Origin of the sequence: Paenibacillus oralis, assembly GCF_003863965.1 — a bacterium.
Classification (GTDB): Bacteria; Bacillota; Bacilli; order Paenibacillales; family Paenibacillaceae; genus Fontibacillus; species Fontibacillus oralis.
Genome location: NZ_RRCN01000001.1, coordinates 3602959 through 3623989, shown reverse-complemented (window position 1 = coordinate 3623989; position 21031 = coordinate 3602959). Strand labels below are relative to the sequence as shown.

20 protein-coding genes are annotated in these 21031 nt (G+C 53.2%); 7 read left to right on the top strand and 13 right to left on the bottom strand.

Features of this window, described 5'->3' with window-relative positions; all coding sequences use genetic code 11:
• Positions 1–61 precede the first annotated feature (61 nt).
• Positions 62–622, top strand: a complete 561-nt coding sequence (locus EHV15_RS16220; protein ID WP_246061632.1) for a winged helix-turn-helix domain-containing protein — start codon at positions 62–64, stop codon at positions 620–622.
• Here EHV15_RS16220 and EHV15_RS16215 read toward each other — a convergent pair.
• Both EHV15_RS16215 and EHV15_RS16210 read right to left on the bottom strand, forming a co-directional pair.
• Positions 571–810 carry a hypothetical protein gene (locus EHV15_RS16215; protein WP_128632115.1) on the bottom strand — a complete coding sequence of 80 codons (240 nt, stop codon included), beginning with the start codon at positions 808–810 and terminating at the stop codon, positions 571–573. The two genes, EHV15_RS16220 and EHV15_RS16215, sit on opposite strands and share 52 nt — an antisense overlap.
• Positions 811–861: 51 nt before the next feature.
• Positions 862–1332 (bottom strand): SprT family protein, encoded by a 471-nt coding sequence (locus tag EHV15_RS16210; protein WP_128632114.1) that lies wholly within the window; start codon positions 1330–1332, stop codon positions 862–864.
• Between the two features lie 135 nt (positions 1333–1467).
• Here EHV15_RS16210 and EHV15_RS16205 point away from each other — a divergent pair, with 135 nt between their 5' ends.
• Positions 1468–1821, top strand: a complete 354-nt coding sequence (locus tag EHV15_RS16205; RefSeq protein ID WP_128632113.1) for a hydrolase/acyltransferase — start codon at positions 1468–1470, stop codon at positions 1819–1821.
• Positions 1822–1974: 153 nt separating this feature from the next.
• Positions 1975–2112: a cortex morphogenetic protein CmpA gene (cmpA, locus tag EHV15_RS16200; protein ID WP_115311231.1), complete on the top strand. Its 138-nt coding sequence runs from the start codon at positions 1975–1977 to the stop codon at positions 2110–2112.
• Positions 2113–2467: 355 nt separating this feature from the next.
• On the opposite strand, the gene EHV15_RS16195 is transcribed toward cmpA, so the two are convergent.
• From EHV15_RS16195 to EHV15_RS16175, 5 genes are all read right to left on the bottom strand, one after another.
• The gene (locus tag EHV15_RS16195; protein ID WP_128632112.1) at positions 2468–5002 is read right to left on the bottom strand and encodes a hypothetical protein; all 2535 of its coding nucleotides are present in this window, start codon (positions 5000–5002) and stop codon (positions 2468–2470) included.
• A gap of 29 nt (positions 5003–5031) precedes the next feature.
• Positions 5032–5871, bottom strand: coding sequence for a carbohydrate ABC transporter permease (locus EHV15_RS16190; protein WP_128632111.1), 840 nt, complete (start codon positions 5869–5871; stop codon positions 5032–5034).
• Entirely contained in the window at positions 5871–6809 is a 939-nt protein-coding gene (locus EHV15_RS16185) for a carbohydrate ABC transporter permease (RefSeq protein ID WP_128632110.1), read from the bottom strand. The genes EHV15_RS16190 and EHV15_RS16185 overlap by 1 nt, the downstream gene beginning before the upstream one ends.
• A 60-nt stretch (positions 6810–6869) precedes the next feature.
• Positions 6870–8168, bottom strand: coding sequence for an ABC transporter substrate-binding protein (locus EHV15_RS16180; protein WP_128632109.1), 1299 nt, complete (start codon positions 8166–8168; stop codon positions 6870–6872).
• Between the two features lie 189 nt (positions 8169–8357).
• Positions 8358–9404, bottom strand: coding sequence for a LacI family DNA-binding transcriptional regulator (locus EHV15_RS16175; protein WP_128632108.1), 1047 nt, complete (start codon positions 9402–9404; stop codon positions 8358–8360).
• Between the two features lie 207 nt (positions 9405–9611).
• Here EHV15_RS16175 and EHV15_RS16170 point away from each other — a divergent pair, with 207 nt between their 5' ends.
• Positions 9612–10295, top strand: coding sequence for a Crp/Fnr family transcriptional regulator (locus tag EHV15_RS16170; protein WP_128632107.1), 684 nt, complete (start codon positions 9612–9614; stop codon positions 10293–10295).
• 632 nt (positions 10296–10927) lie between these two features.
• Here the strand turns inward: EHV15_RS16170 and EHV15_RS16165 are convergent.
• A complete protein-coding gene (locus EHV15_RS16165; RefSeq protein ID WP_128632106.1) occupies positions 10928–13168 on the bottom strand; it encodes a Tex family protein in 2241 nt (746 codons plus the stop codon).
• A 455-nt stretch (positions 13169–13623) separates the two neighbouring features.
• Positions 13624–13980: a DUF4190 domain-containing protein gene (locus EHV15_RS16160; protein WP_128632105.1), complete on the bottom strand. Its 357-nt coding sequence runs from the start codon at positions 13978–13980 to the stop codon at positions 13624–13626.
• Positions 13981–14274: 294 nt separating this feature from the next.
• On the opposite strand from EHV15_RS16160, the gene EHV15_RS16155 reads away from it, so the two are divergent.
• Genes EHV15_RS16155 through EHV15_RS16145 form a run of 3 tightly spaced genes read left to right on the top strand, consistent with a single transcriptional unit; the run spans position 14275 to position 17530 of the window.
• The gene (locus EHV15_RS16155; protein ID WP_128632104.1) at positions 14275–15660 is read left to right on the top strand and encodes an efflux RND transporter periplasmic adaptor subunit; all 1386 of its coding nucleotides are present in this window, start codon (positions 14275–14277) and stop codon (positions 15658–15660) included.
• Entirely contained in the window at positions 15660–16361 is a 702-nt protein-coding gene (locus EHV15_RS16150) for an ABC transporter ATP-binding protein (protein WP_128632103.1), read from the top strand. The genes EHV15_RS16155 and EHV15_RS16150 overlap by 1 nt, the downstream gene beginning before the upstream one ends.
• Entirely contained in the window at positions 16358–17530 is a 1173-nt protein-coding gene (locus EHV15_RS16145; protein WP_128632102.1) for an ABC transporter permease, read from the top strand. Before EHV15_RS16150 ends, EHV15_RS16145 begins: the two co-directional genes overlap by 4 nt.
• Positions 17531–17611: 81 nt before the next feature.
• Here the strand turns inward: EHV15_RS16145 and EHV15_RS16140 are convergent, their stop codons facing one another.
• The 4 genes from EHV15_RS16140 to EHV15_RS16125 form a co-directional block, all read right to left on the bottom strand.
• Positions 17612–17962: a type II toxin-antitoxin system PemK/MazF family toxin gene (locus tag EHV15_RS16140; protein ID WP_009226461.1), complete on the bottom strand. Its 351-nt coding sequence runs from the start codon at positions 17960–17962 to the stop codon at positions 17612–17614.
• A gap of 3 nt (positions 17963–17965) precedes the next feature.
• Positions 17966–18247 (bottom strand): CopG family ribbon-helix-helix protein, encoded by a 282-nt coding sequence (locus EHV15_RS16135; protein ID WP_018750966.1) that lies wholly within the window; start codon positions 18245–18247, stop codon positions 17966–17968.
• Positions 18248–18495: 248 nt separating this feature from the next.
• Positions 18496–19677: an alanine racemase gene (alr, locus tag EHV15_RS16130; RefSeq protein ID WP_128632101.1), complete on the bottom strand. Its 1182-nt coding sequence runs from the start codon at positions 19675–19677 to the stop codon at positions 18496–18498.
• Positions 19678–19880: 203 nt separating this feature from the next.
• Positions 19881–21002, bottom strand: a complete 1122-nt coding sequence (locus tag EHV15_RS16125) for an outer membrane lipoprotein-sorting protein (RefSeq protein ID WP_128632100.1) — start codon at positions 21000–21002, stop codon at positions 19881–19883.
• Positions 21003–21031 lie beyond the last annotated feature (29 nt).

Below are 21031 nucleotides of genomic sequence, written 5' to 3'. Positions count from 1 at the left end.
GCTATACTAAATTGAAAGGAAAAATATAGCTGGCTCTAGTCTTAACGTGGGGTGCGTGCACATGGAAATCAAGGAACTGAAAACGCTGGAGGAAATCCGGATTTATTCGGATCCTTATCGCATGCAGATCATGAACGAATTTCAGCGGTTGAATCGTCCGGCGACGATCAAGGAAGTGGCGGATGCGATGCGGGAGGTGCCCGCCAAAGTATACTATCACGCCAAAAAACTGGAAAGCATCGGTCTGCTGCAGCTGGTGGACACCAAATTGATCAACGGCATTACGGCCAAATATTACAAACCTTTTAAAGGACAAATCAATATTAAAAAAAGCGAACTGGATGAAACGATCGTGCAGGTTTTTCAATCCGAGACGGAAAAACTGCTAAGTCATCTTTATGATGAAAGCAAGCAGCATTTCTTGAAGGCCTCCAGGCTCGCCCCGCCTTCCGCGCATTTGACGAGTCCGAGCGTGTTTTTGACGAAGGAAAAAGCAGAGGAATTATTCCAATGGGTCAACGAATTCTGCGAACAGCACCAGGACGATAAGAAATCTCCGGAAGCGGAGCGTTATGAAATTTTTTTCACCATTGCCAAAAACAGCGATTCTTCGAAAAAATAATAAGAACCATCGTCTCCATAAGCGGAAGCGTGGTTCTTATATTTTTGCTTGTTCATTTGTTCCAGCTTCGTTTTCGTTTTGCGGGTTCTCATATCCGTGAAAGCAAACGGGCTTCGGCTGAGTTCAGGACTTCTTTTCCCTTCGCGGATTTGCTTGTTGCGCAACTTTTTGGCTTTAGACTCAGCCATCTTCGATCACTCCTCTTTCGCTTTATGATCAAAGTATACCACAGGTTCCGCTTATTTGCCTGGGAGCGTGATCAGGCGCAGCCGGCCGGCGCATTTTCCGCAGCGGTACCGGTCCGGATCCACGCGGCGTTTGCGGAGATACTCCATGCCGCACTGGGCGCAGACCAGCTTGAAGCGGTGGGGTAAAGTTTTTCTTTGTTTATTTCCGGGCAAAGCGTTGCAGAACCGGCTGCCTCCGACTTTTTTTAACAGGGCCTTAAATTCCGGGTCTCGGTGCTGGTAACCTTGTCCCGACAAATGCAAATGATAGTGGCAAAGCTCGTGCTTGATGATCTTCTCGACTTCCTCCTGCCCATGAACGGCGAGCTGCGACGGATTGATTTCGATGTCATGGGTTTTCGTAAAATAACGCCCTCCGGTCGTACGCAGCCGGCTGTTAAACCGGGCCTGGTGGCGAAAAGGAACGCCGAAATCACGGAGTGAGATTTGCTCTATCCAGGCTTGCAATTGGTCGTTGTTCATCGGGTTCTCCTTTCTTGTTGCTCGCGTCCCGGCGGGTTGCCGTCACCGGAAAACCGGCTTGGACTTCTACTTGAATTTTAACTTCCTATTACGCTACACTGTCAAGTAGGTTAATAGAAAAGGAGATCATGAGCGATGTCCATGATGAGATACGTGATTTTAAAGCAAGGCCAGGAACTGAAATTCGTGGAAATGCCGGCTGACTATGCTTATCAGCTCAGCGCATTGAATTTGCGGTTAAATAAGGAGATCGACAAATTAACGGCTGAGGAGGTTCCGGCGCTGCCGTGTGCGATTGCCGAATGCGACCGGTTGGATCTATTGCAGGAATCGCTGCGGATTACGAGCGGACTGGATTATATCAATGAACTGGAGGCTTCCTTTTCTTCCATCCGGGAAGAAAATTATCCGCTGATTTCACTGCTGACCGAAATCCGCGCCCTCCAGGCCCAACTCGAGCAATGGTACGAGGAAGAAGGCGCAAACTGAAATCGAGGTTTGATGCCGAGTACGCTTCCTTGCATTCCGCTTCGTGATCAAAAGCCGTGATTTTCGCTTCCTCTTCCGGAGGGACGTGCACATCTTGGGGATTCGCCCCATAGTCTAAACATACCAAGGTGATTGCCGGAGGAGGAGATACGCTTGCCTAACTGGCTCAGCAATCAGATCATGCGTGCCTTTAACAAAAGAGACCGCCGTCAAATTCGGCTGCTGAACGATTGTTGGTTTTTTTACTACAGCCGCCGGAACAGCCAAGGCGAAACGAGCAGTATGCAGTAATCGCTGGAAAAAAGCCGTCCCTCCGCTTATGACGGATTGGGGACGGCTGCTTCATTTAAGCGTTCACTTGCCATACGCCTGAGCTCCGACCTATCCGTCCTCCACCTCTCATTGGAAAAAATCCAATAGATTGGCAGACATCGAACGTAATTGGGAGCTCTCATTGCAATTATCCAACAGATTTCAATCAAATCACCTGTTTTGCCCCTGCCGAGACTAATCTATTGGAAAATATCCAATCAAGCTAATGAATTTTCCACTAAATTTCCAATTCTATTGGATATTTTCAATCAGAACGTTATTTCGGCCCATGGGTAATCTGCTACCTGCCTTGAACCTAGGCAACCCTTCCCGCTCACAACAACGGCACCAGCTTTCCATCGCTATACCGCGCCTGCCGAAGCGCCTCGCCCGGCTGCGCCCGCAGCACCAGCCCTTCCTCCTGCATCACGATTTGCCGCGGGTAAGCGGCGTAACTGGTGATAAGCCAGCCATCCCCATCCTCATCCCCGTCCCGCGTCAAACAGCCGTTCGCGCAGCGGAGCCGCCCCTGACCATCGCGGTACAAATAAGCGGTCGTACCGAATCCGAGCAGATACGCCACCAGCTCCTCGCCCATGTCCCAATCGTCGCCCGCGGCATTCGCAAACAGGCGCGCGAACAACGGGTCGCTTGCGCCCCGGAACACCGATTGGCCGAACCGGTTGCGCGACAAGGACGGCATGTTCAGATTGGGGGCGGCGACGCTGTAGGTCGACGCGGCTTCGCCCGGCTGCAGGCGGCGCGGCGTCGACACCACGTTCCAGTCGTAGCAGTTGAAGACGGCCATGCTGGCCCGGTATGCCGCTTCCAGATACTGCGGGCCGCCCAAATGCTCGTAAGCTGTCCGCGCCGAAGCCGCGACCAAACCGCCCCACAGGGAGTGAATCATATAAGACAACGCTTCCCACCAGCGGTCCGGATTTTGCGCCCGGTAATCGTTGCTGAAGCCGATATTGGCCAAAATCAGCCGTGCATACTGCTCCCCCTCGCCGGTCAAGCCGACGCGCAGCAGCGTTTCGCAGGTCGGACCGAACCCCGCATTGTCGTAAAAATGCTCGGTGACGGCCCCGGCAAACTGGCGGACATTCCGCTTTAAGCGGCTTCCGAACGCTTCCCACAGCTCCCGCAAACGGCGATGCTCCCCGGTCAGGCCGCAAGCCGCCAAATCCGCCAGCAGGTCTTGAACGTACATAATGAACACGCCGTTTAAGCCCGTCTCGTTTTTTTCCCGCTGCCCCTCATGGCAGTCCGGATCCAGCCGTACGCACAAAACTTCGGCGGCCCACCGCAGGTACGTTTGCGGCGGATGGAGCTTCAGCAGCGCCGCGTCCATTCGGGAGAGCAAATAAAACACATGGGCGATATAATCCAGATCGAAAATCCGGTAAAACGTCCCGTACAAAACGCGCGGCCGGGAGAAATCGCCGCCCTCGAACCAATGGTTTTTCATGTCCAACACCGCCGAGGCTTCCGCCATCGCCACCTGCTCCGGGACCGGCGCCGCCAGGCTGTTTTTCATCAGCAAAAAAGCCAGCTTGCCCAACGATTCGCCCTGGTTGGACAAAGGCAAAAAAGCATGCGGCCGGCCCGCTGTCCCCGCGGGATCATAATTGTTCCGGCACAGCCATTCGGCCCGCTTCTCCAAAATGCGGTCGATCGGCTCCAGCACGTTCCACACCAGCACATCCTTGCGCCCGTCATCCAGCGTCAGCTCCAGCTTATGTTCACCGGCCTCCTCCCGCCGTAAAGCTAAGCGCAGCACCTCCCCGTGTACGCCGTCCGCGGCAAACCGCTCTCTCACCGCTTCCTCTGCAGCTAACCGGTCCGTCATCGCTTCCTCTCCGCCCGTAGCTAACCGCTCCGCCTCCGCTTCCTCTGCACCTAACCGCTCTATCACCGCTTCCTCGCGACGACGGAAGCTTCCAGCCGCTTCGGGAACCGCAGAAACCACGCGAATTTCCCGCACGCCCTCCCCCGCCGGAAGCTCCAGCTCCGCTTCAAATGTTCCTCCCCGGACCAGCACCGGCGTATAGTTCCAGCGCGGGTGGCCGTACGCCATCGCCTGCCGGTAGAAATCATCCCTTCCCTCGCAGGAAGCGATGGCATACTCCCAACTCATATTCTGACCGGCCTCCAACACGACCGGATGATATGCTTCCCCATAAATCCAGTCCGCCGCCGCCGACTCCGGCATCGAGCCGCCGTCCTCCACCAGCGACAGGCGGTGAAACAGCACCCCGTCCAGCGAGGGCGAAACCTGCTCCAAGAACTTATTCTCGTAACGGCAAAACGAACCAAACGCCGCCGTGCGCCCTTTCATCCCGTACACCGCCAGATGAGGCGCTTCATCGCTGCGCCGGATCGCCGCAAACTTGGCGAAATCGCCGCCCAAATGGGCGAAAACCGCGCATGATTGCTGCATATTGCGCAGCACGTTTTCGTCCCGGAACATCACGTAGGCGAGCGAGAACCAAATATGCAGCCCCTCGATCCGAACGCTTTTGTCCCCCCTGTTTCTGCACTCCACGATCCAGCGAATGCGCTCCTCCTCCAGCACATAGGTCAGGCCGACCTCCAACTTCTCCGCCTTGAACCGGACCTGCATTCGGCTATCGCTTCCCCGCGTAATTTCCGGCGTCAATTCCGCACTGTCCAGCGTCTGACCGTCCACCACCGCTGTCCATTCCCCAAACAGTTTATCCAGCGTATCCTCATACCCCGCTTCGGCCAGATACTCCGGATCCACCACCCAGTTCATGGCAATAGGATCTTCTTTCATCAACAGCGCCGTTACCGCGCCGCGTCCGTTAAAAGCCAGTTTAAACTTTGCATTGCTCAGTATGGTCATGTTTCTCCACCCTCCGTCATGACGGCTTGTTATTTTTTAACACCGCTAAGCGAAATGCCCCCCAGAATCAAATTTTGCGTAAAATAGAACAGTGTGGCCGGAAACAGCACCGACAGGCAGGAAATCGCCATCAGCTTCTCGTATTCGATGTTGAACGCATTTTTGAACAGGTTGATCCCCAGCGGCAGCGTATACATGCTCTGGTCGTTGATAAAGATCAGCGGCGTCAAAAACTCGTTCCAGCACCATACGAAATGGAATACGCCGATAACGACGACGATCGGCCGGCATAACGGAAGGATAATTTTCCAGTAGATCTGCCAGCGGTTGCAGCCGTCGATTTCCGCCGCTTCGTCCAGATCGCGCGGCACGCCCATAATAAACTGCCGGGCCAGGAAAATGAAAAACGCGGAACCAAACGCTCCCGGCAAAATCATCGGCCACAGCGTATTGATCATCCCCAGCTTGTTGTATTCAATATAAAGCGGAATCGCCGTAACGTCCCAGGGAATCACCATCGTGCCGATGACGAGCAGAAACAGGGCGTTCCGGCCCCAGAAATTAATCCGCGCGAACCCGAAAGCGACCATCGTCGCGGACAGCATGGCAAACGGCGTCGAAACGCCCACCACGATCAGCGTATTGAGCAAAAACCGCCCAAACGGCTGGGCGTTCCAGGCATCGGCAAAATTGCGGAACTGCCACGTATCGGGAATCAGCTCCGGCTTCGGCGTAAAAATATCCTCCGGCGCTTTCAGCGCGGTAGACAACATCCAGGCGATCGGAAACAGGAACGCCGCGGCAAGCAGCAGGATCAAAATTTGGAACAGCAGCGTCTGAATTCGTTTTTTTCGCGTCAGTATGTGCATCAGTGTCCACCTCCATCGGCTTCATAGTACACCCAATATTTCGACGATTTGAGAATAAGTCCGGTCAGCAGCACGATCAGAACAAACATCACCCACGCCATCGCGGAAGCGTACCCCATTTTGAAATGCGTAAAAGCGTTGCGGTACACGTGCAGGGAATAGAAATAGGTCGAGTTGGCCGGGCCGCCGCCGGTTAGAACGAACGCGAGCACGATCGTCTGGAAAGCCGAGATCAGACTGGTGAGAATGTTGAACAGAATCGTCGGTGTGATCAGCGGAAGCGTAATGTTGAAAAATTTGCGGATCGGACCGGCGCCGTCGATATCGGCGGCCTCGTAATATTCCGACGAAACGGAACGCAGGGCCGACAGGTACAGCACCATCGGCGACCCAACGCCCCACAGCGCGATAAAGATCAGAGCGTATAAGGCGACATTCGGATCGGTCAGCCAATGCACCCGCGGCAGGCCGACAAGCTCCAGCATGTAATTGACCGGTCCGAAATCATCGTTCAGCATCCAGCTGAAAATCAGCGCCAGAGTAACCCCTTGAATCAAGGACGGCAAGTAAAAAACGGCCCTGAACAGCTTGATGCCATACGAAGCCCGGTTCAGCAGCACGGCGATAAGGATCGCAAAAATCACCTGGAGCGGAACCATGATAAACACATACTTGAACGTGACGGTCATGGCATTCCAATAAAAAGGGTCGGCCGTAAACATCTGCACATAGTTTTGAATCCCGATAAATTCAGGACTGCCGACCATATTCCACTCGGTAAAACTAATAACCAGCGAAAACATCATCGGGAAAAACATCAACAGGAGGAATCCGATCAGCCACGGAGAGATAAAAAACAGACCTGCGAAATTTTCGCGCCGTCTTTTCCGTCTGGCCGCACGGCGCAACATGGCGGCATCCGAGCCGGCTGCTTGCATTTTGTCATCACCTCGTTTGGGGAAACGCGGGAAACGCCGGAAGCGCTCCCCGCAATTCCGTTACTGTAAAACCGCTTGCGCTTGCTTTGATGCGTCATCCAGCGTTTTCTGAATATCGGCGTTGCCGTAGAAAATGGCCTGTACCCCGGCGCGGATCATATCTTCCGCCTGGCTCCATTTCTCGCTGCGCATGCTGGCGATCAGCTTATCGGTGCCTTCCAATTCCTTGGTAAAGGACTCCAAATAAGGATCTTTGGCGTAACCGTTCTGTTCATCCACGGAAATGACCGGCGAAAAAGCGAATTTGTCGGCCGTAATGATTTTGATGCCCTCCTCGCCTGACATGAATTTGATCAGTTCCCAGGCGGCTTCCTTGTTTTTGCCGGATTTCGGCATGGAGTAGCCCGACGTATGGATGATGCCTTTCAGGCTTCCGCCTTCGGGAAGCGGATGCGTTACGGTCCCGATATCCAGCTTGCCTTCCTTCAGCATATCCCCCAGCGGCCACATGCCGTTGTCAAACATGGCGATCTGCCCGGTTTGGAAAGACTCCAGCCCGTTGTTGGTGCTGAATTTGCCGGCTGAATTGATTTTGGAGGAGGCGTCGTACAATTGCTTCAGGAATGTCATCGTCTTCACATTTTCCGGGCTGTTCAGCACACCTTCGACCGTTTTGCCGTCATCGCTGACCATATCCCCGCCGTTGCTCCAGAAATAAGGCTGCATCGTCATTACGTCGTCCGGCGTCATAATAAAGCCGTATTGGCCCGGTTTGGTCAATTTTTGCACCGTATCAACGAACTCGTCCCAGGTCCAGCCGTCCTGCGGATAAGGAACGCCCGCTTCGTCAAACAGCTTTTTGTTGTAGTAAATAGCCCGCGTCGAGTAGGTCGTCGGGAGCCCCCACAGTTTTCCGTCATATTTCATGTAATCCATAATGATCGGATAATATTTGTTCAGATCGTAGTTGTCTTTGTCCACCCAGGTTTGCATATCCTCCAGCGCCCCTCCCGGAACATAAAGCGGATAGTTCCAAGCCATAAACACATCGGGCGCCGTCTCGGAAGCAAGGGAAGTCAGCAGCTTCTGGTCGTAGTTGTCCGGCACGGATTCCACCTTGACCTTGATGTTCGGATGCTTTTCCATAAAAGCGTTGATCGCGTTTTGATAAGGCTGCAGCGTTTGTCCGGAGTCCCAGGTCATAAACCGCAGCGTCACTTGCTCTGCCCCGTTTTCACCGCCGTCTGCCGCCCCACCTGTATTGGCACCGCTTTCATTTTTACCCCCGCAAGCGGACAACAGACCGAGACATAACGCGCTGACCAAGGCAAGGACAAACCATTTTTTGCTCTTTTTCACACGAACCCCTCCTTAAGATTTATGGTTGATGTTATATGTGAACTTGCGGGGCAAGCCCTTGGCTCCCCATTCGCAAGGTATCACCGCGTCGGAATCTAAACGTTTAGATTTTATTGGATAAAGAAACTTTCATAGCGAAAGTTTCCCGTTAAGCATGTGTTCAAAAAAATCAGCTTTAAAGTTTACATGTCAAAGCTTTCCGCCTTTCGGAGGCGCCACGGAATCCCGTTCAATCAGCCGGCACACCGGCATCTCCGGACGCTCCACCTGCTTTCCTCGGATCACGTCATGCAGCGTTTCCATTGCGCGGTAGCCCATTTCATGCAGCGGCAGATCCATAGTCGTAATCCGCGGGCTTAAATAATCGCTAAACTCCCGGTTGTCGAACCCGATGACGGACAAATCCGCCGGGATGTTCACCCCTGCTTCGTTCGCAGCCTGCAGCACGCCAACCGCCATCACGTCGTTCATTGCAAGGATTGCCGTGGGCGGCTCGGGCAAGGACAGCAGCTCCCGGGTCAAGCGATAGCCGGATTCCCGCTCCCAGTCCCCCATTTTAATCAGCAGCGGGTCAAAAGGAAGCTCGAATTCGGTCACCGCCTTGTAGTAACCGTTAAGGCGCAGCCGGGATGGAATGGAATCCATCAGTCCGCTGATGATGGCGATTCTCCGGTGGCCCCTGCCAACCAGGTAGGACATCGCTTCGTAAGAAGCCTGTTCGTCATTGTATTGGATAGCCATGTCGTTTTGAGTATAGGCGTACGTATAAACGATCGGTTTGCCTTCGCTGTCGATCAATCCGGTTAAATCCCGGGGATGCACGCCGATGTAAATGATCCCGTCAACCTGCTTGCTGAGCAGCTCGGAAACCGCGCTTGTCGCATATTTCCGGTATTGGTCCGTATGCTCGAAATCCCGGCCGATCCGTTTGTCGAGCCGCAGGTTCGTCAGCAGGATATGCAAATCGTGGCGGTCGCCGTAATCGTTGATTCCGTCGATAATCTCCGGCGTGTTGAACACGGTGACGTCCTCGGCGATCACGCCGATTGTGTCGGTGCGCCGCCGCTTTAAGCTTTTGGCGATGTCGTTCGGCTTATAGTTCAGCTCTTCGATCACGGCCAGCACCCGCTCGCGGGTTTTGGGACGGACGTTCCGCGTTCCGTTCAGCACGTAAGAGACGGTCGCCGTGGATACATTGGCTTTGGCGGCAATATCTTTGATGCTCGGATTGGACATGTTCCCCTCCCCCGGATTTGATCCGTTAAACATTAATTTAATCGTTTAGATTTATATTCCTTTTATATCACAACCCGTTTTGGGTTGCAAGCGTTTTCTTGTGTGGTATTTTCAAATTTGAAGGAAATTGTCGATCATTCGCGAATTATTTCTCATTAATGTGATAGGTGGCGGGACTAAAGCATTTTTTGCATAGGAGGCGTTGCGATGAACGAATTGGAGTTAATACGGAGCTTTCCTTTTTTCGAGCATCTTACTTACGCCGATTTGGCCAAAATCGCCCCGTTATTCATCACGCGGGAATACGATAAAGGAACGATCGTTTTTCACGAGGCCGATGAAGGGGACGAACTGTATTTGATTCAATCCGGCATCATCCATATTTATCGCAATGACGAAAACCGGGAAATCATTCTTTCCGTGCTGAGCGAAGGGGACTTTTTCGGAGAAATGGCTTTGCTGGAAAGTGTACGGGATCGTGCCGCTTCCGCCCGGGCAATTGAGAAGCCAGTGCTCTATGTTCTCAAACGGCGGGACTTCATATGCATGCTGATGCATAATCCGCTCATCTGCCTGAAAATTTTGGAGACCGCCCTAAGCCGGCTGAGCAAAGCAAACGAAGTGATTATGGATTTAACGCTGTTTGATGCCCGGACGCGGATCGTCAGAACCTTGCTGAGGCTGATCGAGCAGCATGGAACGCGCAAACCCGAAGGTTTCCTCATCGCCTTCAAGCTCACTCACCAGCAGCTCGCCGATATGTCCGGAACCGTCAGAGAGACCGTAACCAAAGTGATGCAGGATTTGCAGTGCAGCGAATTGATCCAGGTGAATAAGAAGATAATTCTTGTCCGCGACCCGGACAAACTGAAGCAGTCCGTTGGCCTGTAGCGGTTTAATAGGCGCAGGATAAGCGATCAACATACTCTCCTGAAAGCCAGAAATATCGGAGTCGCATTCACGCCCTCATTGGAAATATCCAATAGATTGTCGGAAGTCGAACACCATTTGGAATCCTCATTGGAAAAAATCCAATAGATTTTGCTCAAACCGCCTGTTTTGCCTCCCACTGAGCACCGTCTATTGGAAAATATCCAATCAAGCGACTGTATTTACCAGCGTTCTTCCAATTCTATTGGATATATCCAATGACAACATTTCACCTATTAGATTTAGTTGTTGGCTCTGGGCGATTAGTTGCAAAACGTACAATTAGATAGCAATAAAAAAGCGGGTTAACACGTTTTAATTGCATCTCCTACAACTACATTCAAACTTCCGCGCTAGTCCTGCGAATTATGCAGATTTAATTGCACGATTTGCAATTAAGCAAGGGCCCGGCTCCACTTTCCGGTCAATAGCTGTATCTTCTACAACTATTCAAAGGCATCCCCAGAGGCCGACGTGCTTTCAAATATGACAAGCCGCGTCGAGCGGTCATTTTTCCTTTCAAAAAAAAGCGCCGGGCCGCTGGGGATCAGCGTCCGGCACTTTTAAACATTTATACATACGGAGGCTTAAGATTAAGCCTCTATACCGGCCGGCTTGCGCATCGTTAATCCGACCCGGCCCTTTTTGACATCCACATTCAGCACCCACACGGTGACATTGTCCCCGACGGAGACGACATCCATCGGATGCTTGACGTACCCGTTGCTCATCTGGGAGATGTGCACGAGTCCGTCGTTTTTGATGCCGATGTCGACGAAAGCGCCGAAATCGATCACATTGCGGACGGTGCCCTGCAATTCCATACCCGGCGTCAAATCCTCGATCTTCAGCACGTCGGTGCGGAAAATCGGCAGCGGGAGCTCTTCGCGCGGGTCCCGCCCCGGGCGCTGCAGGCTGTCCAAAATATCGCGCAGCGTCGGCACGCCAACGTCCAGCCGGGCGGCCAGCTCCTGCGGATCAAGGGAGGACAGCCGCTCCGCCAGCTCCTTGGAGCCAAGCTGATCGAGGCTGACGCCAAGCTCCGCGAACAGCCGGTTTACCACCTCGTAAGACTCGGGGTGAATCGGCGTCTGGTCGAGCGGATTTTTGCCTTCATTGATCCGCATAAAGCCGACGCACTGCTCGAACGTTTTGGCGCCGAGCCGCGGCACCTTCTGCAGCTGCTTGCGGTTTTGGAAGCGCCCGTTTTCCTCGCGGAACTTCACGATGTTTTTCGCCGTCGTGGCATTGACCCCGGAAACGTAGGACAGCAGCGCCGGCGAGGCCGTGTTGACGTCCACCCCGACATGGTTAACCGCCGATTCCACGACATTTTTGAGGCTTTCGTCCAGCAGCTTCTGGGAGACGTCATGCTGATATTGCCCGACGCCGATCGCCCTCGGCTCGATTTTGACCAGTTCGGCAAGCGGGTCCTGCAGCCGCCGCGCGATCGATGCCGCGCTTCGCTCGGCGACGTCCAGATCGGGAAACTCCTCCTGGGCGAGCTTGGAGGCGGAATACACGCTGGCCCCCGCCTCGTTGACGATCAAATACGCCAGCTCCCGGTCGCGCCGCTCGGCGATCACCTCGGCCACAAACTGCTCCGTTTCACGGGAAGCCGTACCGTTGCCGATCACGATCAGCTCCACGCCGTATTTGCCGATCAGCTCGTTGAACTTGGCGGCCGCTTCCCGCTTCTTGTTGTTCGGCGGCGTCGGATAAGTCACCGCGACCTCCAGCAGCTTGCCGGTATCGTCCACCACGGCCAGCTTGCAGCCGGTCCGGTACGCCGGGTCAACGCCAAGCACGATTTTGCCGCGAACCGGCGGCTGCAGCAGCAGGCTGCGCAAATTGGCGGCAAAGATGGAAATCGCCTGGCGTTCCGCCTTCTCCGTCAATTCTCCGCGGACCTCCCGCTCGATCGACGGGGCGATCAGACGCTTGTACGCATCTTCGATCGCCGTCTTCAGCACTTCTTCCGTAACCGAACGGCCTTTGATCACTTTACCGGCAATATGGCGAAGAATAGGTTCCGTTTCCACCTCAAGCGTTACTTTAAGCAAGTTTTCCCGCTCACCGCGGTTCATGGCCAAAATACGGTGGGACGGCATTTTTTTTGCCGGCTCCCGATAGTCGTAATACATCTCGTACACGGATTCCTCGTCCGGCGTTTTGGCTTCGGACACCATCAGGCCGCGATCCATCGTATGCGCGCGAACCCAGGCCCGGATCGCGGCGTCGTCCGCGATAATCTCGGCGATGATATCCATCGCCCCCTGCAGCGCCTCCTCCGCCGACTCCACGGGGTGCTCCGCTTCGGGCTTCACGTATTTGGCCGCTTCCGCCAGCGGCTCTCCCTGTTTCGGCTGGGACAACAGCCATTCGGCCAGCGATTCCAGCCCTTTCTCCTTGGCAACGCTGGCCCGCGTCTTGCGTTTCTGCCGGTACGGCCGATACAAATCCTCCACTTCCTGCAGTTTCACCGCCCGGGCGATCGCCGCTGCCAGTTCGTCCGTCAGTTTTCCCTGCTCGTCAATGATTCGGACGACTTCCTTTTTCCGTTCCTCCAAGTTGCGGAGATACTGCGTGCGTTCCTCGATATTGCGAAGCTGATTTTCATCCAGTTCCCCCGTCATTTCCTTGCGGTAGCGGGCGATAAACGGGATCGTGTTGCCTTCGTCAAGCAGCCCGATCGTCGTGCGCACCTGCTTCAAGGACAAGCTTAGCTCCTTGGCGATTTGGGCGACAATCCGTTCCTGTTCTTCCGTATCAACGACTTGCTGTCCGGCGGTTCCGTTCGATTCCGATTGCGACAATGTGGATCCCTCTTTCATTGAAAAATAGCGATTGTTTCTATTATAAGAAAAACAACTACCGGCGTAAAATCTAAGAAGACAGACCGCGATTAGCGGTAGTTTTTCCCCACGATTATACCGCGGCCCATTGACTTGTCATGGAGAAGGAATGGGAATGGATGGGGCAGCCTCGTTGCCGGAAATAGCGGTAATTTGTGTCGCTATATTTGAGATTTTCCCCCAGGTATGCAAAATAGCGGAACTTTTTGCCCCTATTTGATCACCCAGCCAGGAAAAAGCGCCTTTTGACCTCATTTTTCTAAAATAGCGGTAAAAAATTCCTCTATCTTTGCTTAGCTTCTTTTTTGATGAAAATAGGGCCCTTTTTTACCGTTAATCCCCCAACCTCCTCCAAATGCAGGCAGCGTGCCTGTAATAACGAAAAAACACCGGGCCCTAAGGCACCGATGCTCTCTCCCTCTCTTACAATCATCCTAAAAGTTCGTGTACAAGTCCGGCGTTGCTGCGAACGCAATGACAAAGATGACAATGAACAGCAGGATAATTCCGTATAATGCCGTCCCGATAATGCCGCAGACGAGCCCCGCTACGGTTAAGCCTTTCCCTTGTTCATTCGTCTTTTTAAGTTCCTTGAAGGCCAACGTGGAAAACACGATAGCGACAATTCCCAAAATAAAGCCGATATAAGGTATGACAATCGACAATATGCCAAGCACCAGCGAAGCGATCGATTTGCCGTTCGTTTTGGCCGGCATTGGCGGCTGGCCTGGCGGGTAATTGCTGTTGAATGATTCGTACGGATAAGATGTGTTAGACGGATGTTGATCCATGTAAAGCGGTCCTCCCTAGATTTTTCCTTATAATTATTGTACTTGATTCTCCGGAATGACGCCATGAATATTTTCCCGTTTTTCTGTTTGTGGAAATTCTTTTCAGAAAACTTTAAGCTCCGATTCAGGTTTGCTTCATTTTTATATTTTAAAATAATGAACAAGCAGCGCCATCTGCCAAAATGTTCAGCTAAGGAGGCTCGCAATGGGTTCATTTATACATATTTTTAATCTGTTGGGTTGGGCTGAAAAAAGCAAGCGTTCTAAAATATCCGGGAAAGTTGGAGTGATTTGATGAGAAAAAAATGGATATGGATCGGGAGCGGAATCATCGTTTTAAGCGCCATCGTCATCGTTCTCGTAATGATGTTGCCCAATAAGCAGCAAACGACCCAGGCGGCGGTCCAAAATACGACCAAGGTGGCGAAAGGCGACATTACCGTCAGCGTATCCGGGTCGGGTTCGGTGGTTTCGACGGACAGCGAAACGGTGCGGACCAAAGATGAAGGCAAAGTCAAGGAAGTTCTGATCAAGGAAGGGGACGTCGTCAAGAAAGGACAGGTCCTGCTTACCTTTGAAGCGCAAGATGTCGAAGACCAGTTGAAATCGCAAGAAACCTCGTTAAAAAGCCAACAGTTGGATCTCGCCGATTTGCAGGATCAGTACAAGCGGAAGGTTCAAGAAGGAGCTTCCGATGAAGAGCTGAGCGCCGCGAAAAAATCGATTACAAAGCAGGAATGGAACATCAGCAACACGGAAAGCGAAATCGCTGCGCTGAAGGAAGACATGGTCCCGCCGGATCCCCTAACCTCCCCGATCGACGGAACCGTGACCTCCGTCAACATCACGGCCGGGGAAAATGCCAAGGATGGCGGTGAACTTTTCGTCATCAACAACTATCAAAACTTAAGTATCAAGATTCAAGTGGATGAACTGGATATTCCAAACGTTAAGCTCGGCATGAAATCCGAAGTTTCGATCGATGCGCTCGAAGGCCAAACGATTGAAGGGGAAGTGACGGACATTGCGGACGAAGGCGTTACTTCCAACGGCGTTTCTTTGTTTGATGTCACGATCGGGCTCAAAAATTCGGAAAACGTTCGCGTCGGCATGTCCGCCGAAGCGACGATCATCATTGATGAAAAAACCGGCATCCTTACTCTTCCGATCGAAGCCGTGCAGCAAAGAGGAGATAAGTACATGGTTATTCTTCCGGGAGCCGCTGCCGATGCCGCCGGCGGGGCCAGTACGGAACAATCCCCTGGGGCTGCAGACGGCAAAGCAAGCGGCGGCAGCGCGGGCGCCGAGGCGCGGGCGCAAAGCGGCACTACCGGGCAACGCGGCGCTGCCGGCTCCCGTTCCGGCGCGGATCAAAGCGGCCAAACATCCGGGCAAGCCGCAGCTAGCGGAGAGCGAGGCTCCAGAAATCAGAGCGGAATAAACGGGCGGACGCAGGAAGTCGAAGTCGGCGTTCATAACGAATCTTTGATCGAAATCGTCAGCGGGCTGAATGAGGGAGATGAGGTCGTCGTCCCGACGGTGGTCGGTTCTTCCTCCAGCTCCAACCAACAACAGCGGGAGCAGCAAATGATGCCCGGCGGCATGGGCGGAGGCTTCAGCGTAGGCGGGCCCGGCGGCGGCATGCCTGGCGGCGGAGGCTTCGGCGGAGGTGGAAGATAATGTCCACCTCTGCGCATCCCTTAATTAAAGTGAAAAATTTAGGACACGGCTACTTTATGGCCGGCGAAATGATGCCGGTGCTGAGGGATATCTCGTTCCAAATCGATCACGGCGAGTTCGTCGCCATTATCGGACCGTCCGGTTCCGGGAAATCGACGCTGATGAACATGCTCGGCTGCCTGGATATAGCGAATGAAGGCGAGTATTGGCTGGACGGTCAGGACGTAAGAAAACTGTCCGACAATAAGCTGGCGCAAATCCGCAATGAAAAAATCGGGTTTATCTTTCAGCAGTACAATCTGCTGCCGAAATTATCCGCCTTCGAAAATGTGGAGCTCCCGCTGATCTACCGCAATGTTCCGCATCGCGAGCGTAAAAACTCCGCCGAGGAGTCCCTCAAACTCGTTGGCCTGGAGAACCGGATGCACAATCGCCCATCCGCCTTGTCCGGCGGTCAGCAGCAGCGAGTGGCGATCGCCCGGGCGATTGCCGGCAAGCCGCCCGTGCTGCTGGCGGACGAACCGACAGGCGCGCTCGACAGCAAAACAGGCGTGGAAGTCATGGAAATGATGAAGGAACTAAATAAGCTGGGCCATACGATCATCATCATTACGCATGACCTGTCGATCGCCGAACAGGCTAAGCGGGTCATCCGCATCAAAGACGGCGAAATTGTCGAGGATCGGGGGAATGCGGATTGAACATCTATCAAAGCATCAAGATGGCCTGGAAAAGCATCATCGGCAATAAAGTGAGATCATTCCTTACGATGCTCGGCATTATTATCGGCGTATCCTCCGTTATCACCCTTGTATCGGTCGGCCAAGGAACCACTTCCTCCATTACCGAACAGCTTGAAGGCCTTGGCACCGATTTGCTCACCGTCAATATTATGGGGCGCGGTGCCACCACTTCGCTGACCTATGACGAGGTGAAAAGCCTAACCGAGATTGCGGGCGTCAAAGCCGTTTCCCCGATAATCAACGGGTCGGCGACGGTGAAAAAAGGCACGATAAACGACTCGTACACAATCGAGGGGATCTCCCCTTCCTACGAGGACGTTAAAGACTTTCACGTTCAATCCGGACGGTATATTTTGGACATCGACAATGAATACCGGATGAAGGTGGCGTTGATCGGAAGCCAGGTCGCCAGCGATTTTTTCGGCACGGATAATCCGGTTGGCGAAACGCTCCAACTCAACGGTTCGAGCTTCAAGATCGTCGGGCTGCTGGAAGAGAAAGGCGACAGCGCCACCGAGTCCAACGACGACAAAATATTGATTCCGATCACGACGGCGGAACGGTTTTTGCAAAGCCGCGGCATCCGTTCGATCACCGTTCAGGTGGAAGCGACGGATCTCGTCGCCAGCACGCAAACGCGCCTGGAAAATTGGCTGGACGAGAAATTTATGAACGCGGACAATTCCTACAATATTTTCAACGCGCAGGACATGATGGATACGCTCAACTCCACCACACAAATGCTGTCGCTCGCTCTGGGCGGCATCGCCGGAATTTCCCTGCTCGTCGGCGGCATCGGCATCATGAACATCATGCTTGTGTCCGTCAGCGAAAGAACGCGGGAAATCGGCGTGCGCAAAGCGATTGGCGCGAAGAAGCGGGATATTTTGCTGCAGTTCATGGTCGAATCGACCGCGCTCAGCGGTTTTGGCGGCCTGATCGGGGTAGCGCTGGGCTACGGGGCAAGCGCCCTGGTCGCAAGCATGTCGACGCTGAACACCGAGGTTTCTTTTTCCATCGTGCTGATTTCCTTTGGGTTCTCCTTGTTCATCGGGATCGTCTTCGGCATGATTCCGGCCAACAAGGCAGCCAAACTTCGTCCCATCTACGCGCTGCGGACGGATTAAGCATAAATTTGACTTGCCAGAAAAAAAGGAGGTATCTCGCGGGGCGCCTTGTTCGGGCCCGGAGATATCTCCTTTTACATATCAGAAATCGATTAAACCGAGACTAATCAGCAGCGAATCGTTAACTTTTTTCATCGTCTCTTCGTCCAAATGAGTTATTTTATCGGTAAGTCGTTGTTTGTCGATCGTACGTATCTGTTCCAGCAAAATCACGGAATCTCTGTCAAATCCGTGCGTAGCCGCATCGATTTCCACATGGGTCGGCAGCTTTGCTTTTTGGATTTGTGCCGTGATAGCGGCAACAATGGCCGTAGGGCTAAATCGATTGCCGATATCATTCTGGATGATAAGCACAGGTCTTACCCCGCCCTGCTCAGATCCAACGACAGGAGAGAGGTCTGCGAAAAAAACGTCGCCGCGCTTTACGATCAATGTTTACACCCCGCTTACTAGGCGGTCCAGAGTGATGTCTGCATCTTCCTCCGCATGGAATGCTTCCGAGGCCATGGACAAATTGATTTTAGCCATCTCCATATACCCGCGCTGCATCGATTCGCGAATGAACCGTTTCTTGCGTTCGTTCAGATACAGCTTCATGGCCTGTCTGATCAACTCGCTGCGGTTGGAATTTTCCATCGCAACGATCCCATCCACTTCCTGCAAAAGATGATCCGGCAAACTGATCATGATTCTTTTGGTGTTGTGCATATTGGCCATCCTTAACTTCCACCCCCAAAACCTTGTCGACCCTGATTCCCTGTCATCAGTATAGCATTATTCAAGGGAATTTATACAAAAATATATGCCATAGGTATATCAAGTATGCTGCATTTCATTATAAACAAAAATGACAATGCCGTACATACCTGAACAGCTTCCATCTATTTGCTATTTCGATGGACCTGGCACAAAATCCTTCATGCAGGGGAAAAGTTTTGTTGAATTTTGTCTGCCGAAACGAATGTTTACAGCAGCGGATTGATCAATACGTCGGGCTGCCCCATCCGTTTGTATACCCGGGGTATACGGTGGGCCAGCATGCACACCACTTCGTAATGAATGGTTCCAAGAGCGGAGGCCAGCTCGCCGGCGCTAATTTCCTCGCCGGACTGCTGGCCGATGAGCACAACCTCCTCGCCGGCTTGAATTTCTTCGGCTTCATCAGCCAAAGCTTGAAGCGAAACCATACATTGGTCCATGCAAATCGTTCCGACCACAGGGACGCGGCGCCCGCGTATCAGTACTTGCGCCTTGCCGCTCAGCATCCGGGAATATCCGTCCGCGTAACCGATCGGAAGGGTGCCGATCAGCTCCTCCCGCCGGGTTACGTATCTCGCCCCATAGCTGACCGCGGAATGGGGAGGCAGCGTTTTCACCCAAACCAGCCGCGTTTTGAGCGACAGCACCGGGGTAAGCTTCACCTCATCCTTCCGCACTTCGCCGGACGGATAAAGACCGTATAAAGCGATGCCGATTCTTACCATCCGGAGCGACAATTCCGGCAAGTCAATGGAGATCGCGCTATTACCCGTATGTATGATCGGGATTTCAATTTCATGCTCCCGCAGCGCGTTTACCACTCCCTGAAACCGGCGGAACTGTTCCAATGTATAGGTTTTGTCCGCATCATCCGCCGTGGAGAAATGGGTGAACAATCCTTCCACTTCCACCTGCGGAATCTGCATGGCCTTGCGTACGAAGGCAACCGCCCCATCTCCCGGCAACAGGCCCAAACGCCCCATCCCGGAGTCGATTTTGATATGGACTTTCAGCTTACGCGGGAACGCCGCCGGTGCAAGCGAAGCGATTGCCTCCAGCACCTCATCGCTGAACACGTTCAGCGTGATGTCATGCTCCCAAGCGGTTCGAACGCCATGCGGCGGCGTATATCCCAATACGAGAATCGGAAGCTTGATTCCGGCGCGCCTTAGCTCAAGCGCCTCATCCAAAAACGCGACGCTAAGATAGTCCGCACCGATCCTTTCCAATTCTTTCGCCACAAGCACGGCACCGTGTCCATAAGCATTAGCTTTTACACAAGCAAGCAATTTCATGTCTGCGGGCAGTCTTCTCCGCAGCGCCGAGAAATTCGCTTCAAGCGCATCCAAATCAATTTCTGCATGGGTAGATCGATACTTCACTTGCACTTCTAGGTCACCTTCTCTAAAGATTGAAAGTCCAAAAACATCCTGAGCAATACACTAATCGTAATGGTCAGGGGGACGGCTGTCAATTCTGCGGAAGAACCCATTTTAAGGAAGTGAAGGTCGCTAAACAAAAGCAGGCGAAAAGACGGGCCCGGCCAAATCGGATATGATTGCCGGAACAGCCGTAATCCGCCTGTTCTTCATTATTTACCCGTTTGATCCTGCATAGAAGCGGCGACTTTAACCATTTCATGGACAGGCAGGTTTTCGCTTGTGATCCGGAACTCCAGACCGTCCACGGTCCAGGTCAAGGTTTGCAGCTCCTCTCCGCTCAAGAGGCCCCAGGTAAAGCCCATGTCGACCAATTCGCCGGACACCAAGGAAGCGGTGCGGTCCGGGGAACGCGTCTCCGACAGCGTGAATTGATATGTACCGTCATAACGCAAAAGCACGGTGCTGCGCTCACTGCCTTCCACAACTTTGTCGTCCTTGTACTCTACCCCATCCGGCAAATACGTGGGAATAATGACGCCGAACGGTTCCGAAAGGGCCGGGCTGGATGTTTTGTCCGCGCTTGCCCCGCTTGCCGATGCGGATTCGGTTCCGTCCGCTTGTTCCGAGGCCGGCTTCTCAACGAGCATGCCGTTCTCATCGACTTCAAGCAGCGTGCCTTGGGCGTCCTGTGCCGCCGTATCCAGGTTGTGCTGCATGTCGAACGAATTGTTATCGAACTTCGCGTCAAAATCAAATTTGTCGAATTTCACTTCGACGACAACCTTAGCCTCCGCATCGGAGACCTGAACTTGTTTCGGCGCATAGTTGTCTTTGGCCAGCCAAATTTTTTGCCGCACGAGAGCATGGGTATTATAGTTGGCGGCCACTTCAAAAATATAGCTCTCCTTGTCGGATTCGAACTGCCTCGAGCCATCGGTCAAAATGCTGCGGGCCAGCGTCTGATACAGATAAACCTGGCCTTGATTTTCCGGCCAATCGCTTTGGAAGCGGAAGCTTTTGTTCAGGCTGGGCGTAAGCACATAAACCCCCTGCTCGTTGCGGAGCACGATTTGCGTGACATCCTTCTGCGCATTCGTCAGCGCGATCCGGTAGAACGACGGGTTCTGGTACCATACCTCCACCTTATACTCCTGCGGCTTGTCGCCGGTATAAAGCGTCATCGTGCCTGAACCTTGATAACTCTTTAATCCGGAGACCACTTTGTCCAAATCCTTGACGACGCCGTCAGCGTCCTTTTTCCCGCATGCAGCCAACACAACGCTTAAAGCCAGCACGATGGTCAGCATCCCTATCCATGAGAAACGGCGCATGAGATCATCCCCTCTGCAGTTTGATTTCC

What these genes read in the sequence shown, in the direction of transcription:
- EHV15_RS16220 (WP_246061632.1), top strand. Translation starts at nt 62, where the DNA reads ATGGAAATCAAGGAACTGAAAACGCTGGAGGAAATCCGGATTTATTCG.
- EHV15_RS16215 (WP_128632115.1), bottom strand. Translation starts at nt 810, where the DNA reads ATGGCTGAGTCTAAAGCCAAAAAGTTGCGCAACAAGCAAATCCGCGAA.
- EHV15_RS16210 (WP_128632114.1), bottom strand. Translation starts at nt 1,332, where the DNA reads ATGAACAACGACCAATTGCAAGCCTGGATAGAGCAAATCTCACTCCGT.
- EHV15_RS16205 (WP_128632113.1), top strand. Translation starts at nt 1,468, where the DNA reads ATGTCCATGATGAGATACGTGATTTTAAAGCAAGGCCAGGAACTGAAA.
- EHV15_RS16195 (WP_128632112.1), bottom strand. Translation starts at nt 5,002, where the DNA reads ATGACCATACTGAGCAATGCAAAGTTTAAACTGGCTTTTAACGGACGC.
- EHV15_RS16190 (WP_128632111.1), bottom strand. Translation starts at nt 5,871, where the DNA reads ATGCACATACTGACGCGAAAAAAACGAATTCAGACGCTGCTGTTCCAA.
- EHV15_RS16185 (WP_128632110.1), bottom strand. Translation starts at nt 6,809, where the DNA reads ATGCAAGCAGCCGGCTCGGATGCCGCCATGTTGCGCCGTGCGGCCAGA.
- EHV15_RS16175 (WP_128632108.1), bottom strand. Translation starts at nt 9,404, where the DNA reads ATGTCCAATCCGAGCATCAAAGATATTGCCGCCAAAGCCAATGTATCC.
- EHV15_RS16170 (WP_128632107.1), top strand. Translation starts at nt 9,612, where the DNA reads ATGAACGAATTGGAGTTAATACGGAGCTTTCCTTTTTTCGAGCATCTT.
- EHV15_RS16165 (WP_128632106.1), bottom strand. Translation starts at nt 13,168, where the DNA reads ATGAAAGAGGGATCCACATTGTCGCAATCGGAATCGAACGGAACCGCC.
- EHV15_RS16160 (WP_128632105.1), bottom strand. Translation starts at nt 13,980, where the DNA reads ATGGATCAACATCCGTCTAACACATCTTATCCGTACGAATCATTCAAC.
- EHV15_RS16155 (WP_128632104.1), top strand. Translation starts at nt 14,275, where the DNA reads ATGAGAAAAAAATGGATATGGATCGGGAGCGGAATCATCGTTTTAAGC.
- EHV15_RS16150 (WP_128632103.1), top strand. Translation starts at nt 15,660, where the DNA reads ATGTCCACCTCTGCGCATCCCTTAATTAAAGTGAAAAATTTAGGACAC.
- EHV15_RS16135 (WP_018750966.1), bottom strand. Translation starts at nt 18,247, where the DNA reads ATGGCCAATATGCACAACACCAAAAGAATCATGATCAGTTTGCCGGAT.
- EHV15_RS16125 (WP_128632100.1), bottom strand. Translation starts at nt 21,002, where the DNA reads ATGCGCCGTTTCTCATGGATAGGGATGCTGACCATCGTGCTGGCTTTA.